At 65.1% G+C, this 15,380-nt stretch carries 13 protein-coding genes; 2 read left to right on the top strand and 11 right to left on the bottom strand.

Translation table 11 applies throughout. The features are described from left to right. Positions 1-42 precede the first annotated feature (42 nt). The 8 genes from C404_RS48170 to queA form a co-directional block, all read right to left on the bottom strand. Entirely contained in the window at positions 43-2,298 is a 2,256-nt protein-coding gene (locus C404_RS48170) for a xanthine dehydrogenase family protein molybdopterin-binding subunit (protein WP_021195975.1), read from the bottom strand. Continuing rightward, positions 2,299-2,772 (bottom strand): (2Fe-2S)-binding protein, encoded by a 474-nt coding sequence (locus tag C404_RS48165; protein WP_021195974.1) that lies wholly within the window; start codon positions 2,770-2,772, stop codon positions 2,299-2,301. Beyond that, positions 2,769-4,025 carry a cytochrome c gene (locus C404_RS48160; protein ID WP_442792371.1) on the bottom strand — a complete coding sequence of 419 codons (1,257 nt, stop codon included), beginning with the start codon at positions 4,023-4,025 and terminating at the stop codon, positions 2,769-2,771. Before C404_RS48160 ends, C404_RS48165 begins: the two co-directional genes overlap by 4 nt. 373 nt (positions 4,026-4,398) lie before the next feature. Continuing rightward, the gene (gene secF / locus C404_RS48155; RefSeq protein ID WP_021195972.1) at positions 4,399-5,370 is read right to left on the bottom strand and encodes a protein translocase subunit SecF; all 972 of its coding nucleotides are present in this window, start codon (positions 5,368-5,370) and stop codon (positions 4,399-4,401) included. A 76-nt stretch (positions 5,371-5,446) separates the two neighbouring features. Then, the gene (secD, locus tag C404_RS48150; protein WP_021195971.1) at positions 5,447-7,339 is read right to left on the bottom strand and encodes a protein translocase subunit SecD; all 1,893 of its coding nucleotides are present in this window, start codon (positions 7,337-7,339) and stop codon (positions 5,447-5,449) included. Positions 7,340-7,460: 121 nt separating this feature from the next. After that, positions 7,461-7,790 (bottom strand): preprotein translocase subunit YajC, encoded by a 330-nt coding sequence (gene yajC, locus C404_RS48145; protein ID WP_031329700.1) that lies wholly within the window; start codon positions 7,788-7,790, stop codon positions 7,461-7,463. A 109-nt stretch (positions 7,791-7,899) separates the two neighbouring features. Further along, positions 7,900-9,051 carry a tRNA guanosine(34) transglycosylase Tgt gene (gene tgt / locus C404_RS48140; protein ID WP_021195969.1) on the bottom strand — a complete coding sequence of 384 codons (1,152 nt, stop codon included), beginning with the start codon at positions 9,049-9,051 and terminating at the stop codon, positions 7,900-7,902. A gap of 2 nt (positions 9,052-9,053) precedes the next feature. Beyond that, a complete protein-coding gene (gene queA, locus C404_RS48135; RefSeq protein ID WP_021195968.1) occupies positions 9,054-10,118 on the bottom strand; it encodes a tRNA preQ1(34) S-adenosylmethionine ribosyltransferase-isomerase QueA in 1,065 nt (354 codons plus the stop codon). A 92-nt stretch (positions 10,119-10,210) separates the two neighbouring features. Between queA and recG the strand changes: the two genes are divergently transcribed. Next, on the top strand, positions 10,211-12,400 hold the full coding sequence (recG, locus tag C404_RS48130; protein ID WP_031329698.1) for an ATP-dependent DNA helicase RecG: 2,190 nt from the start codon (positions 10,211-10,213) through the stop codon (positions 12,398-12,400). A 12-nt stretch (positions 12,401-12,412) separates the two neighbouring features. Here recG and C404_RS48125 read toward each other — a convergent pair whose 3' ends face one another. From C404_RS48125 to C404_RS0130180, 3 genes are all read right to left on the bottom strand, one after another. Continuing rightward, positions 12,413-12,844 carry a hypothetical protein gene (locus C404_RS48125; RefSeq protein WP_021195966.1) on the bottom strand — a complete coding sequence of 144 codons (432 nt, stop codon included), beginning with the start codon at positions 12,842-12,844 and terminating at the stop codon, positions 12,413-12,415. A gap of 190 nt (positions 12,845-13,034) precedes the next feature. Further along, a complete protein-coding gene (locus C404_RS60300; RefSeq protein ID WP_021195965.1) occupies positions 13,035-13,172 on the bottom strand; it encodes a hypothetical protein in 138 nt (45 codons plus the stop codon). Positions 13,173-13,233: 61 nt separating this feature from the next. Next, positions 13,234-13,896: a TetR/AcrR family transcriptional regulator gene (locus tag C404_RS0130180; protein ID WP_021195964.1), complete on the bottom strand. Its 663-nt coding sequence runs from the start codon at positions 13,894-13,896 to the stop codon at positions 13,234-13,236. A gap of 75 nt (positions 13,897-13,971) precedes the next feature. Here C404_RS0130180 and C404_RS48120 point away from each other — a divergent pair, with 75 nt between their 5' ends. Next, the gene (locus C404_RS48120; protein WP_021195963.1) at positions 13,972-15,369 is read left to right on the top strand and encodes a DUF1254 domain-containing protein; all 1,398 of its coding nucleotides are present in this window, start codon (positions 13,972-13,974) and stop codon (positions 15,367-15,369) included. The last annotated feature ends 11 nt before the right edge of the window (positions 15,370-15,380 follow it).

The raw sequence follows: 15,380 nt of genomic DNA, 5'->3' as shown, positions 1-15,380 counted from the left end.
CGTACGACGGCGGCGTTTTTGTTTGCATGGTCGGTCTGCGAGTTATGCCTTCAACAGCGCGCGAATCGACTCGGGGTTGAACGGCAGGGTGCGCGGTCGTACGCCCACGGCGTCATATACGGCGCTGGCGATGGCTGACGGGATGACTGCGCAGGTTGGCTCGCCAGCGCCCACGGGCGGCTGGTCCGGCCGGTCGACCAGCACCACGTCCACCTGCGCCGGCAGTTCGGGGAACTTGAGCAAGAGGTACGTGAGCCAATCGAGGCTGGTCACGGCCGATTGCGTGAAGTTGACCTCTTCGAACAGCGTTCGGCTGATGGTCTGCACCACTTCGCCTTCCACCTGGTTGCGTACGCCATCCGGGTTGACCACCAGCCCACAGTCGTGCGCCACCGTCACCTTGCCGACCTGAATGACGCCGGTGGTGCGATCGACTTCCAATTCAATAACCGCAGCCACGTAGGCGTTGTTCGGCTCGTAGCGCACGCAGGCCATGCCGCGGCCACGGGCGATGTTGCCGCTGGGCTTGGTCGAGAACAATGTGCGGCGCACCCATCCGGAGCGCTTTTCCACCGCGTCGACGACTGCCTTGATGCGTGGCTCAGACAGATGGCGCAGCCGGAATTCGATCGGGTCGGCCTTGGCGGCCACCGACAGTTCGTCCATGAACGACTCGTTCGCATACGTGTGCTGGAGCCGGCCTGGGCCACGCAGCCATGCCGGGCGCAGCGGCGCGCGCGCATAGCGGTTGACCACGACGCTGGCGTTGGGCAGCTCGTAGGGCGCGACCATGTTGAATTCCATGCCACCGGGGTTGTCGGGTGGCTCGGCCAAGGTCGCGGAGCGGGTCAGTTCGCCAGCCAGCAAGGGCACGTCGACGCTGCCCGAAGCGCGATGCGGCACCCACGACGTGTACTGCCACGCCTGGATGCGGCCCTGGTCATCGAGTGTGCCCGCCACATCGGAGATGACCGGCGGGCCCTTCGGGTCCCAGCCGTGCTCGTCGTCACGCATCCACTGCACGCGCACGGGTTGGCCGATGGCCTTGGAGAGCAGGGCGGCTTCCGCAGCGGCGTCTTCGTGGCCATTGCGGCCGTAGCAGCCGGCGCCTTCCACGTAGATCAGGCGCACATCGCCCTTGTCCATCTTCAGCATCTTGGCGATTTGGTCGCGCGTCAGATGCGGTGATTGCGTGGCCGACCAGACGGTCAGCTTGCCATCGCGGTAGTCGCCAATCGCGCAGGACGGGCCGATCGAGCCGTGTGTCTGAAACGGCCACGCATACGTGGCGCGAATGGCCTTGCCCTTGCTGATCTGCGCATCCGCCTGGCCGCGCTCCAGCACCTTGCCCTGATCGTGTAGCGGCAGGGCGCGCACGGCGTCGTACAGCTTGGCTTGCGCGGGCAGCCCCTTCCAGTCGGACCACGTGGCCTTCAGTGCGCGGGCGCTGCGGATGGCCGCCCATTCGTCGCTGGCGATGACGGCCAGCAGGTTGCCCACGCGCACCGTGCGCAGGAAGCCCGGCACCTTCTTGGCGTGCGTGTCGTCCACGGTTTCCAACTGCGCGCCGTAGGCATCGGGGTGGATCACGCGTGCGTGCACCATGCCGTCGACCTTCACGTCCTGCATGAAGGTGAAGTCGGCAAAGACCTTCGTACGCACGTCGTCGCGCTTGATCGGCTTGCCCACGAGCTTGTAGTCCGCCGGCTTCTTGAGCGGCGCCTTGGGGTCGAGGTTGAGTGACAGCGGGTGTGCGGCCAGTAGCTTGTGATACGGCGTGCCCTGCGTGTCTGCCGCGCTACGGAAGGCGAGGCCGTTTTCCAGGCGCACATCGGCGGGCGCCATGCGATACGCACGCCCTGCCACCTCGCGGATGGCCGCTGCAGCCGTGGCGGCAGCCTGGCGCAACTGCGGGCCTGCATTGGACACCGACAGTGAGCCGATGGTGGCCCCCTGGTCGACCGTCATGGCCGTATCGCCCTGCACGACGCGCACGCGGTCGATCGGAAACTCCAGCTCTTCAGCCACCATCTGCGCGAGCGCCGTAGTGTTGCCGGTGCCCAGGTTGACCTTGCCCGTATAGAGCGTGAGCGCGCCATCGCCTTCCAGCACGAGGAAGGCATCGACACGCGTGGCATCCAGGGACTTGGCCTTGGCGAGTGGTGCGGCGCTTTCCTCAGTGATCTCGCCCAGGGCACGGGCCATGGCCAGCCCCGAGAACGAGAAACCAACAGCAAGCGCGGCCCCTTGCTTCAGAAAGTGCCGGCGGGAGAACGAAGTGGATTCATTGACGCGCATTTAGGCCTCGCTGGCTTTGAGGATGGCGCGGACGATCCGCATGTGCGTGCCGCAGCGGCACAGGTTGGAGGCGAGCGCTTCCTTGACCTGGGCCTCCGTCGGCTTCGGGTTGGTGTTGAGCTGCGAGCGCGCGGCGATCAGCATGCCGTTGATGCAGTAGCCGCATTGCACCGCCTGTTCGTCAATAAAGGCCTCCTGCAACGGGTCAGGTTTCTCTGGCGTGCCCATGCCTTCGAGCGTGGTGATGGGGCGTCCAGCCGCGGCGGCAACCGGCAGCACGCACGAGCGTTGCACCACGCCGTCGATCAGCACGGAGCAGGCGCCGCACTGGCCGAGTCCGCAGCCGAAGCGCGGTCCCTTGAGCGAGAGATCATTGCGCAGCGCATACAGCAGCGGCATCTCGGGCGAGACATTCAGGTCAACCACCTTTCCGTTGACGTGCAGGGTGATGGGGGTCGAGGTAGGGGTGGTCATTTGTCGTGTCCGGTTTGCTCGCGCAGCGTCTTGACGTCGCGGGCGGTGACGGCGGGTGCCTGATTGCCCCAGCTATTGCGCGTGAAGGTCAGCGCATCGGCAATCTGGGCATCGGTGAGCGCATGGCGATGCGCGGGCATCGGATAGGGCGCGGGAACACCGTCAATCACCAACGCTTCCGTGCCATTCAGGGTGACGTTGATGAGGGAGACCGGGTTGCCTTCCAGCACGTTGGGATTGCCCGCCAGCGGCGACAACCATGGCGCGGTGCCCTTGCCGTTGGGCAGGTGGCAGGACACGCAGTAGTTCTGATACACCTGCGCGCCGTGCGCCATCACCTTCGGGTCGATGGGGCCATGCTGCGGGATTGGCGTACCCGCGGCGGCCAGGGATTTCAGGTAGACCGCCATGGCGGCCAGATCCTGGTCGGTCATCCACTGCGTGCTGTTGTTGATGACCTCGGTCATCGGCCCGAATGCGGTGGCGTGCGAGTTGGCACCGGTCTTCAGGAAATCCACGATGTCCTGGGCACTCCACTTGCCGATGCCCGTGGTGGGGTTGGATGTCAGGTTGGACGCGAACCAGCCGCCCAGCTCCGCGCCAGACAGGTAGGCGCTGCCACGCTGATCGAGCGCTTTTTCCTGCAGGCCGATACCGCGCGGCGTGTGGCATGTACCGCAATGGCCCAGGCCCTGCACCAGGTAGGCGCCACGGTTCCACTCGACGCTATTCTCGGGAATGGGCTTGAAGCGCTCGGTATCGAGAAACACCAGGTTCCACAGCTTGAGCGGCCAGCGCATCTGCAGCAGCTTGGGAATCTCGGGCGCGAGATTGGCCTGCTTCACGGGCTTCACGCCATGCATGAAGTACGCGTACAGGGCCGAGATATCTTCGTCCGAGACCTTGCTGTACGACGGATACGGCATGGCCGGGTAAAGGTTGTGCCCGTCCTTGGCAACGCCCTCACGCACGGCGCGTGCGAACTCCTGCTCGGTATAGCGGCCGATGCCGGTTTCCGGGTCTGGCGTGATGTTGGTGGCGAAGATGGAGCCCAGCATGGGCACGGCCATCTTCAAGCCGCCCGCAAAGGGTGCTGCACCCTTTGCCGTGGAGGTGTGGCAGGCAACGCAGTCGCCCGCCTGAGCGAGGTAGCGCCCGCGCTCGATCAGCATTTGATCGGGCTCGGGTTGACTGGCTCTGGCGATGCCGATGGTGCTCAACAGCACGAGTATTGCGGGGAGTAGGGTTCTCAACGGCCTGTCCTTTGTCGAAATCTGCCGCGACTTTCCCGACTGCGGGGAAAGCCATTGCCGAATGGGACGCGCCGCATTGGCGTGCTGTGAGAGCAGGGAGGGCGGCGGGAGCGACAGGCTGGGTTCGGTAGGGTGTTGCGCTTTTGGGTGTCCGATCCGCCATGTGGAGGTGCCGCTCGAATCGGCCGTGGCACGTATGGAGCGCGTCTACCCGAGACTGTGCGGGATCGCCTCGACTTCCGAAATCGGAAAAGTCCGATATGGAGGTGCGATGTGGCGCCGAGTTGCCAGAGCGGCGTCGGCGTAGCTACCAAAGAAAAAGCCCCGCGACAAGCGGGGCTTTTTCTTGCTGCCTGAACGGCTGGCGAGGTGCTCAGACCTGCGCGCCGAAGTTTGGATCGTCTTCCTTGGGGCCGCCGGCCTTCTTGTCGGCCTTGACTAGGTCTTCGCGCTTGACGCCCAGCCACATGCACAGCGCGGCCGCCACGAACACCGACGAATAGATACCGAACAAGATACCGATGGTCAGCGCCAGGGCGAAGTAGTGCAGCGTCGGGCCACCGAACACCAGCATCGACAGCACCATCATTTCGGTCGAGCCGTGGGTGATGATGGTCCGCGAGATGGTGCTGGTAATCGCGTGGTCGATCACCTCGTGCGTGTTCATCTTGCGGTACTTGCGGAACGCCTCGCGGATCCGGTCGAAGATCACGACCGACTCGTTCACCGAGTAGCCCAGCACGGCCAGGATACCGGCCAGCACCGACAGCGAGAACTCCCACTGGAAGAACGCGAAGAAGCCCAGGATGATGACCACGTCGTGCAGGTTGGCGATGATGCCCGCCACTGCAAACTTCCACTCGAAGCGGATCGACAGGTAGATGACGATGCCGATCACCACGAACAGCAGCGCCAGCAGGCCGTCGGTGGCGAGTTCCTTGCCGACCTGCGGGCCGACAAATTCAACGCGCTGCAGCGTGGCGTCGGGGTTGGTGGCGTTCAGGGCCGTCATGACCTGCTGGCTCTGCACGGCCGAGGCGATGGGCTTGCCATCCGGGCCGTTCTTGAGCGGCAGGCGGATCATCACGTCGCGCGAGGTGCCGAAGTTCTGCACCTGGGCATCGGCATAGCCGAGCTTCTCGACGTCGGCGCGGACCTTCGGCAGATCAGCGGCCTGGGTGTAGGCGACTTCCATCACCGTACCGCCGGTGAATTCCACCGACAGGTGCAGCCCCTTGTGGAACAGGAAGAAGACAGCGGCGATAAACGTGATGAACGACACGGCGTTGAGAACCAACGCGTGCTTCATGAATGGAATATCGCGGCGGATGCGGAAAAACTCCATGGTCTGCCCTTTGTGGCACCGGCTGCGACAGCGCTAGCCGGTGCCGGTTATGCAAGATGTCTGTGGGTGATGTGCCTTACTGCTTTGCCGGCGGCTGGGCGTTGGGGGCGGTATTGCCCGGCTTCCAGATCTGACCGATTGCCAGACCTTGCAGCTTCTTGCGGCGGCCGTACCAGAGGTTGACCAGGGCGCGGTTGAAGAACACCGCCGAGAACATCGACGTCAGAATGCCCAGGCAGTGCACCACGGCAAAGCCCTTCACCGGACCAGAGCCGAAGGCGATCAGCGCCAGGCCCGCGATCAGCGTGGTGACGTTCGAGTCCACGATGGTTGCCCACGCACGCTCGAAGCCGGCGGCAATCGCCATCTGGGCCGAGGCGCCGTTGCGCAGTTCTTCACGGATACGTTCGTTGATCAGCACGTTCGCGTCGATGGCCATACCGAGTGCCAGCGCAATAGCGGCAATGCCCGGCAGCGTGAGGGTGGCCTGCAGCATCGATAGCACGGCGATCAGCAGGAACACGTTCACACCCAGCGCCACCACCGAAAACACGCCGAACAGCATGTAGTACAGGACCATGAACACCGACACGGCGAGGAAGCCGTACAGCGCCGAGTCGAAGCCCTTGCGGATGTTGTCGGCACCCAGCGACGGGCCGATGGTGCGCTCTTCGATGATCTCCATCGGCGCCGCCAGCGAGCCTGCGCGCAGCAGCAGCGCCAGGTCAGCCGACGCTTCCGTCGAGCCCATGCCGGTGATCTGGAAACGCGAGCCCAGTTCGGACTGGATGGTGGCCACCGTCAGCACTTCGCCCTTGCCCTTTTCGAACAGGACGATGCCCATGCGCTTGCCGATGTTGTCGCGCGAGACATCGCGCAGCATGCGGCCGCCCTGGCCGTCTAGCGTGATGTCGACCGAGGCGTTGTGGTTCTGGTCAAAGCCGGCCGACGCGCTGGTGATGCGGTCACCCGTGAAGATCACCTGCTTCTGCAGCAGCACCGGGGCGCTGCGGCCTTGCGTGAAGAGCTCGTCGCCCAGCGGCACCGGGTCGCCGGCGCGCGGCACCAGCGGTGCGTTCGGGTCAGCCAGGCGGGCTTCCAGCGTGGCGGTGCGGCCGATGATGTCCTTGGCCTTGGCCGTGTCCTGCACGCCAGGCAACTGCACGACGATGCGGTCCGGACCTTGCTGCTGGATCACCGGCTCGGCCACGCCCAGTTCGTTCACGCGGTTGTGCAGCGTCACGACGTTCTGCTTGACGGCGTTGTCCTGCACTTCCTTCATCGCGGCTGCGGTAAAGGTGCCGGTGAGCGTGGCGCCGTCAGCGGTCTTGTCGACGCTGTAGGCCAGTTCACGGGTGGAATCTGCCAGTACGCCACGGGCGCGGTCGGCGTCGTCGGCGTTGCTGAACTTGATGGTGATGGTGTTGCCGCTGCGGTCGATGCCGTTGTGGCGGATGCTCTTGTCGCGCAGTTGCGTGCGGATGTCGCCCGCCAGCGAGTCGAGCTTCTTGGTGATTGCACCGTTCATGTCGACCTGCAGCAGGAAGTGCACCCCGCCACGCAAGTCCAGACCCAGGAACATGGGCAGGGCGTGGATGGAGGTCAGCCAGCGCGGCGAGCCCGACAGCAGGTTCAGCGCGACGATGTAGGTCGGGTCGGTCTGGTCGGTGTTCAGGCCGTGGGACAGGATGTCCTTGGCCTTGAGCTGCGTGTCGGTGTCGGCAAAGCGCACACGCACGCTGGCCGAGGTACCGTTGTTGTCGAAGAACACGCCGTTGGGCTGGATGTTGGCCGCAGCGAGCAGGCTCTCGACCTGCTTTTGCACGTTCAGGTCGACCTTGACGGTGGCCTTGCCCGAAGACACCTGCACGGCAGGCGCCTCACCGAAGAAATTCGGCAGCGTATAGAGGAACCCGATGGCAAGCGCCACCAGGATCACAAGGTATTTCCAGAGCGGATAGCGATTCATCTTGCTTGGATGGCGGTGAGGCGGCCCGTCAGCGATGCGGGCGTGGGCGCGGATTCTTAGAATAGGCGCTGCCAGGGGTTCCGGCGCCCGCGTACAACGTTCGGGCGCCGGTCAAACCGGATTACAGCGCTTTGAGCGTGCCCTTGGGCAGCACGGTCGTTACAGCGCTCTTCTGGACGGTGATTTCAGTGTTGGCGGCGATTTCAACCACCACGAATTGCTCGGTCACCTTGGCAACCTTGCCCAGGATGCCGCCGGCGGTGACGACTTCGTCGCCCTTGGCCAGGGCTTCGAGCATGGCCTTGGTTTCTTTCTGGCGCTTCATTTGCGGGCGGATCATGATGAACCACAGCACCACAAACATCAGGATGATGGGCAGGAAGCTCATCAGGCCACTGGCGGCGCCGCCCGCCGGAGCGGTTTGGGCGTAAGCGTCGGAAATGAGGAACACGGTCAAAACTCCGTAAATGGTTCGTCGATCGGGCAAAAATTGGACCGGACATTCTACCATTGCCGTCTTGCGGCAAATGGGCGCATGGCCAGTCCTGTCAAGGGGGGCGTCAGAGTGCGCCGCGAGCCCGGTCGGCGGCAAAGCGCGCCTGGAATGCGGCAAAGCCGTGCGACTCAATGGCGGTGCGCATCTCGGCCATCAGTTCCAGGTAGTAATACAGGTTGTGGATGGTGTTCAGGCGGGCGCCCAGGATCTCACCCACGCGCTGCAGGTGGTGCAGATAGGCGCGCGAGAAATTGCGGCAGGTGTAGCAGCCGCAGGTTTCGTCCAGCGGGCGCGGATCGTTGCGGTGCACCGCGTTCTTGATCTTGATATCGCCAAAGCGGGTGAACAGCCAGCCGTTGCGCGCGTTGCGGGTGGGCATTACGCAGTCGAACATGTCGACGCCGGCGGCAACACCCGCCACCAGGTCTTCCGGCGTGCCCACGCCCATCAGATAGTGCGGCTTGTTGGCCGGCAGGCGCGGCGCCACGTGCTGCAGCACGCGCATCATGTCTTCCTTGGGCTCGCCGACGGAGAGGCCGCCGATGGCGTAGCCGCCAAAGCCTTCGCCGCCCGCATCGGCGTCAATCGCCTGCAGCCCGGCCAGTGATTCATCGCGCAGGTTCTCGAACATGCCGCCCTGGACGATGGCGAACAGCGCGTTCGGGTTGTTCTCCCGCTCGAATTCGTTGCGCGAGCGCTGCGCCCAGCGCAGGCTCATGCGCATCGAGGCGGCGGCTTCGGCCTCGGTGGCGGGGCGATCCCCGATCTTGTATGGCGTGCATTCGTCGAACTGCATGACGATGTCCGAATTCAGCCGGCGCTGGATCTGCATCGAGATTTCGGGCGACAGGAACAGCTTGTCGCCGTTGATGGGCGAGGCGAACGTCACGCCTTCTTCGGTGATCTTGCGTAGATCGCCCAGCGAAAACACCTGAAAGCCACCCGAATCGGTCAGGATGGGCTTATCCCAGCCATTGAAGCCGTGCAGGCCCTTGTGCGCATCCATCACTTCTAGCCCCGGGCGCAGCCACAGGTGGAAGGTGTTGCCGAGGATGATCTGGGCGCCGATGTCCTTCAGCTCCGCCGGCGACATCGCCTTGACCGCACCATAGGTGCCCACCGGCATGAAGATGGGCGTTTCCACCACACCGTGGTTCAGGGTCATGCGGCCGCGTCGGGCGAGGCCATCGGTGGTGAGCAGTTCGTACTTGAGCATGGTCAGAGCGATTGGGTTGCCGGTTCAGCGCGCGTGAGGAGCATGGCGTCGCCGTAACTGAAGAAGCGGTAGCGCTGGGCAATGGCGTGCTGGTAGGCGCCGCGAATGGCGTCCATGCCGGCAAACGCCGACACCAGCATCAGCAGTGTCGACTTGGGCAGGTGGAAGTTGGTCACCAGCGCGTCGACCAGGCGGAAGCGGTAGCCGGGGGTGATGAAGATGTCGGTGTCGCCGCTGCCTGCGTGGAGCGTGCCGTCCGGCTGTGCGGCCGATTCGAGCGCGCGCATCGAGGTGGTGCCCACCGCGATGATGCGTCCGCCCGCCGCCCGCGTGGTACGGATGGCCTCGGCCAGCGCGGGCGTGATTTCGTACCACTCGCTGTGCATGCGGTGTTCGGCGATGTTTTCCACGCGCACCGGCTGGAACGTGCCCGCGCCCACGTGCAGCGTCAGGAAACCACGTTGAATGCCCATGGCGTCGAGCTTGGCGAACAGCGCATCGTCGAAATGGAGGCCGGCCGTGGGGGCCGCCACGGCGCCCGGGTTGCGTGCATAGACGGTTTGATAGCGCGTTTCGTCAAAGCTATCGGGGTCGTGCTCGATATATGGCGGCAGCGGCAGGCGGCCGTACTGCTCGATCAGATCCAGCGCTGGCTGCGGGAAGCGCAGCGTGAAGAACGGCTCGGCGCGTGGGCCGACCGTCACATCAAAGGCATCGGCCAGGCGCAGCGTCGTGCCCTCGACGGGCGATTTGCTGGAGCGGATCTGCGCCAGCACGGTGTGCTCGTCCAGCAGGCGCTCGACCAGCACCTCGACCTTGCCGCCGCTGGCTTTGTGGCCAAAGAAACGGGCCTTGATGACACGTGTGTCGTTGAAGACCAGCAGGTCGCCGGGGCGCAGGTAGTCGCCCAGGTCGGCGAACTGGCGATCTTCAAAGGACACACCCGAGTGCACGCCATCGGCCTCACGGCGGACGGCCAGCAGGCGGCTCGCGGTGCGGTCGGGCAGGGCGGTTTGCGCGATCAGCTCGGGCGGCAGATCGAAATCGAAATCGGACAGCGTCAGCATGAAAAGTGGCGCAGACGTGGATTGCGCCAAGTGATGGTGGCGGGCGCCGGTACAATCGGGCGACTCGCAAAGTTCGCCATTGTAAACGTCCTGTGCCGCCTCGCGCCCGTTCCGCCGCTGATACTGCTCCACTGCCCGACGCTGATACTGCGCCGGCGCCGAAGCCAAAACGCGCGACCCCGGCAGACAAGCCCGCCGGGGTGACCAAAGCGGCGGCCCGCCCGGCCGACAAACTGGCCAAGCTGGGCCTGCACCGCGACGTGGATCTCGTCCTGCATCTGCCGATGCGCTATGAGGACGAAACCACGCTCCTGACCATCGCCGAGGCGGTCGCCCGCGCCAACACCGGCTGGGCCGCGCAGGTGGAAGGCACGGTCACGCGCAACGAAGTGGCGTTCCGGCCGCGCCGGCAACTCGTCGTGCATATCGCGGACGACTCCGGCGAGCTGGTACTGCGCTTTCTCAATTTCTACGGCAGCCAGGTCAAGCAGATGGCCGAAGGCGTGCAGTTGCGCGTGCGTGGCGAGGTGCGCGGCGGCTTCTTCGGCGCGGAGATGGTGCACCCGACCGTGCGCGCCGTCGCCCCGGACGAACCGCTGCCCGATCGCCTGACGCCGGTGTATTCGACCGTGGCGGGCGTGCCGCAGGCGTATCTGCGCAAGGCGATCCTGAACACGCTTACACGCACGCCGCTGCCGGAAACGGTGCCGAACAGCCTCATCACCGGGCCACTGGCGCCGCTCAAGCTGATGGCCCCGGCTGAAGCTGTGCGCCTGCTGCACCAGCCCACGCCCGACGTGGACGAACACAGTCTGGTCGAGCGTACGCACCCGGCGTGGTTGCGTATCAAATTTGACGAGCTGCTCTCGCAGCAGCTGTCGCTCAAGCGGGCGCAGGCCGCGCGGCGCATGCGCAATGCGCCCATCCTGCGCGACAGCGGTGAGGACGGCCTGCTCGCACGCTTCATGAACGCCTTGCCGTTCAAGCTGACCGGCGCTCAGGCCCGCGTGTGGGAAGAGATCCGCGCCGACCTCGCGCATCCGTACCCGATGCAGCGCTTGCTGCAGGGCGACGTGGGCAGCGGCAAGACCGTCATCGCCGCGTTGGCCGCGTGTCAGGCCATCGATGCCGGCTGGCAGGCCGCGCTGATGGCGCCAACCGAACTGCTGGCCGAACAGCACTATCGCAAGTTGTCCACATGGCTTGAGCCGCTGGGTGTGGATATCGTCTGGCTGGCCGGCAGCCTCAAGCGCAGGCAGAAGGACGAGGCGGCTGCACGCGTGGCGGCCGGCACCGCGCAACTCGTGATCGGCACGCACGCGTTGATTCAGGATGCTGTCACGTTCGCGCGCCTTGGCTTGGCCGTGGTGGATGAACAGCACCGCTTTGGCGTGGCGCAGCGGCTTGCCCTGCGTGGCAAGGCAAGCAATGGCGGTGCACCTGTCGCTGCCAATGCCCAGGTGCCGCATCAGTTGATGATGTCCGCCACGCCCATCCCGCGCACGCTGGCGATGACGTACTACGCCGATCTCGATGTCTCCGCCATCGACGAATTGCCGCCGGGGCGCACGCCCATCGTCACGCGGCTGGTGAACGACGCGCGCCGCGACGAGGTGATCGAACGCATCCACGCTGCCGCACAAGAGGGGCGACAGGTTTACTGGGTCTGTCCGCTCATCGAAGAAAGCGAAGCGCTGCAATTGCAGACTGCCGTGGAGACGTTCGAGACGCTCTCGCAAAGCCTTGCCGGTTTGAAGGTGGGCCTAGTGCATGGCCGCTTGCCTTCCGCTGACAAAGCCGCCGTGATGAGCGCCTTCGCCAGCGGTGAGTTGCATGTGCTGGTGGCCACCACCGTCATCGAAGTGGGGGTGGACGTGCCCAATGCCTCATTGATGGTGATTGAGCACGCCGAGCGCTTTGGCCTCGCGCAGCTGCATCAATTGCGCGGGCGCGTGGGGCGGGGCACGGCGGAATCGGTGTGCATCCTGCTGTACCAGGCGCCGCTGTCGCCCACGGCCAAGCAGCGCCTGCAGACCATGCGCGAGACCACCGATGGCTTCGAGATCGCCCGGCGCGATCTGGACATTCGCGGCCCCGGTGAATTCCTTGGCGCGCGGCAATCGGGCGAGGCCATGCTGCGCTTTGCCGATCTCAATCACGATGCGTGGCTGGTCGAGTTTGCGCAGGGCGCCGCGGAGCAGATGCTCGCGCGCTTTCCCGAAGCCGTGGAGGCGCATCTCAAGCGCTGGCTGGGTGAGCGTGAGCACTATCTGCGGGTCTAGCCACCCGAGGTTCTAGCGGCGCGAGCCGCCTTCATGACCACCCTCGTGTCCGCCGTGGAATCCGCCGTGGAAGCCTCCGCCGCCCCGCGCAAAGCCACGGCCGTCGTGGTGGAAGAACGCACCGCGCATGTGGTGGATATGGTGGAAGCGGTCTACAAAGACCACGCTGCCGAAGAACACGGGGCCGCCCCAGTACCACGTGTCGTCCAGGTAGTAGGGCGGGCCCAGGTAGGTGACGGGGCTGCCGTCGGTGTCCACCATCTGCCACGTCCCATCCGGTTGCAGGCACGCCGTGCCTTGCACCTCCTGCATGACGCCATTGATCTCGGTTTGCCCCGCCATCGGCTGGCAGGTGCCGACCGGCACATCCTGCGCCGTCGCGCACGCGCAAATGCCAAAACTCATCAGCGCAGTCATCAAGACTGTCAGACGTTTCATGTTCATTCCCCAAGCTAGGAATGCCCGACGTCTCAATACGGCACCTGCACGAACTGTCCGGTCGTATCACCTGGCACATCGGTTTGCCTGCGGGGGGCTCGCCGACACCGTGATCGAGGGGCCCCCGCTTGACGAGTAAACCGATCCGCCGCGTGGTTTATTCCGGAGCGTGTGCAGCGATGTGTAACTGTTCATTTCAGTAGCCGTGGTGCGTCATGCTGCCCGCGTTTGGGCTGCTGTTGCTATTGCTTGGCGGCGCCCCGTTACCCGTGGAACACGCTGCCAGCGGCAGCAGGACGAGCAAGGCGATGCAAAGCGGACGAAGTGCGTTCATTGAGCGTCTCCTGGGGGTGGGTTTTGCCTCCCGATAGCAGTAAACCCGCGACCTTGCCGGTTTATTCCACAGCAATAGCGGGCTTGTCCGCGCACTCGCGCAGGAAACCACGGACCAGCATGAACAGGCTGTTCTCGAAGTCCGGGCTGGCGAGCCACTGCTCGTCGTAGGAAAGCGCGCTGCCGATCGCCCCCATGACCGAGCGCGTGAGCACGAAGGCCTGGATGGGCGAGAGCGTCACACGTTGCCCGTCGGCGTCACGCGCGCCGGCTGAACTCAGGAAGGTCGACACGTGCCCCGGCGTGATTAGCGGGTTGCGCCCGCGTGCGATGGCCTGTTCGAGCACGATGCGGCGCGCGCGATGCCGCCCGCCGAATGCGCCCAGCAAGGTGCGCACGGCCAGCCGCAGCCGTGCATCCGGCGACAGCGCGTCGGGCGCGGTCAGTACCGCCAGCAACTCGGCGGTCAGCCGATCGCTCTCGCGCTGCGCGAGTTCATCCAGCACCTGCAGCTTGTCTCCGAAATACTGGTACAGCGTGCCGATGCTGATGCCGGCCGCCTCTGCGATGCGGTTGGTGGTGAGCGCCTCCAACCCCGCCTGATCGAGAATCCGCAGCGTCGCTTCCAAGATGAGTTCGACCTTCTCGCGCGAGCGGGCCTGGCGCGGTTGGCGTCGCGCAAGTGATTGATCTGTATCGGGTTTGTCTCCGGATTGCGAGGCCATGGAACGCGAGTGGTGAAATATGAGTCGTGCTCATATTATGGTCGCCAGATCGAAAAACACCTCAGGAGGAGACCGATGTTGTTCAGCCGACGACGCCCCCTCGCGGGCAAACGCCTGCTCGCCTTTGCTGCGGCGAGCCTGTGCGCCAATCTGGCGGCGGCAGCCGCCCAGGACTGGAGTACCGCCGAATCCACACCCTCGCAGGAGACCGTGCTGCACCAGGCCTTCGATTACGCGTTTCCGCTGGTCGCGATGGGGCGCCTGCGTGCCGGCATGCTCGGCACGGATGCCAAGCCCGGGCGTCTCCAGTTGGGCCAGTGGTCGCATCAGCACAAGCTCTCGGGCCCGGAAGATCGCTGGGTGACCACGCCTAACAGCGATACGGCGTACTCCACGCTGTGGCTCGACTTGCGCCAGGGGCCTGTCGCACTGACGGTGCCGGACATGGCCGGCCGCTACTACTCGCTCGCCTTCCTGGACATGGCGACGAACAATTTCGAGATTCTCGGCCGGCGCGCCAATGGCACGCGCAGCGGCACGTTCGTCATCGTCGGCCCCGATTCAACGCAGCCGCTGCCGCCCAATGCGCAGGTGATCCGCGCACCCGCCAACGATGTGCTTGTGCTGGCACGCATCCTGGTGAATGGCGAGGCCGACATGCCCGCCGTGACGGCCCTGCAGGACCAGTTCAAGGTCGAACTGATCGGCACCGGCAAGACGCCGCCGCGGTGGCAAGCTGCGCCTCCGGTTGAACAGAGCCCGCAAGCCTTTGTCGACATGGCCAACCTGATGCTGGCACGCAACCCCGCACCGCGCTACGAAGATGCGCTGATGCAGCGCCTGGCATCGGTCGGCATTTGTGGTGCCGCATGCCAGTGGGAGGCGCTGTCGCCGGAGGTCAAGGCGCTGTGGACGAAGCAGTTGCCGGCCATGCTGGCCTCGCTCAAGGGCGGGCTGTCGGCGGCTGGCCCTAAGAGCGATGGCTGGTCGTACTCAAAGGCCGATCTTGGCGATTTCGGCACCGACTATGCCTACCGCGCGCAAGTCGCGCTGGGCGGCCTGCTCGCGCTCAAGACAGTCGAGGCCATGTACCCGATCACGTTTGTCGACCAGCAACAGGGGCGGCTTTCGGGCGCGCACCGCTATCGGCTGCATTTGCCGGCGGGGGCGCTGCCGGTCAATGCGTTCTGGTCGCTGTCGATGTACGAGGTGGAGCCGGACGGCAAGCTGTTCTTCACGCCCAACCCGATCGCGCGCTATGCCATTGGCGATCGCACCGCCGGTCTCAAGGTGGGCGCAGATGGCGCGATCGATCTCTTGATCCAGCGTGATGCGCCGGCCGATCCTGCCCAGCGCGCCAACTGGCTGCCGGCGCCCGCCGGTGACTTCGCCCTGGTGCTGCGCGCCTACGAACCGAAAGCCGAGCTACGCGATGGGCGTGCGCGGGTGCCGGCCGTGGAGCGGTTGGACTGAGCCTGCTGCCG

The organism is Ralstonia sp. AU12-08, from assembly GCF_000442475.1.
GTDB lineage: Bacteria > Pseudomonadota > Gammaproteobacteria > Burkholderiales > Burkholderiaceae > Ralstonia > Ralstonia insidiosa.
Note: the sequence above shows the minus strand (reverse complement) of the source record. Positions and strands in the feature narration are given on the sequence as shown.

What these genes read in the sequence shown, in the direction of transcription:
- C404_RS48170 (WP_021195975.1), bottom strand. Translation starts at nt 2,298, where the DNA reads ATGCGCGTCAATGAATCCACTTCGTTCTCCCGCCGGCACTTTCTGAAG.
- C404_RS48165 (WP_021195974.1), bottom strand. Translation starts at nt 2,772, where the DNA reads ATGACCACCCCTACCTCGACCCCCATCACCCTGCACGTCAACGGAAAG.
- secF (WP_021195972.1), bottom strand. Translation starts at nt 5,370, where the DNA reads ATGGAGTTTTTCCGCATCCGCCGCGATATTCCATTCATGAAGCACGCG.
- secD (WP_021195971.1), bottom strand. Translation starts at nt 7,339, where the DNA reads ATGAATCGCTATCCGCTCTGGAAATACCTTGTGATCCTGGTGGCGCTT.
- tgt (WP_021195969.1), bottom strand. Translation starts at nt 9,051, where the DNA reads ATGCTCAAGTACGAACTGCTCACCACCGATGGCCTCGCCCGACGCGGC.
- queA (WP_021195968.1), bottom strand. Translation starts at nt 10,118, where the DNA reads ATGCTGACGCTGTCCGATTTCGATTTCGATCTGCCGCCCGAGCTGATC.
- C404_RS48125 (WP_021195966.1), bottom strand. Translation starts at nt 12,844, where the DNA reads ATGAACATGAAACGTCTGACAGTCTTGATGACTGCGCTGATGAGTTTT.
- C404_RS60300 (WP_021195965.1), bottom strand. Translation starts at nt 13,172, where the DNA reads ATGAACGCACTTCGTCCGCTTTGCATCGCCTTGCTCGTCCTGCTGCCG.
- C404_RS0130180 (WP_021195964.1), bottom strand. Translation starts at nt 13,896, where the DNA reads ATGGCCTCGCAATCCGGAGACAAACCCGATACAGATCAATCACTTGCG.
- C404_RS48120 (WP_021195963.1), top strand. Translation starts at nt 13,972, where the DNA reads ATGTTGTTCAGCCGACGACGCCCCCTCGCGGGCAAACGCCTGCTCGCC.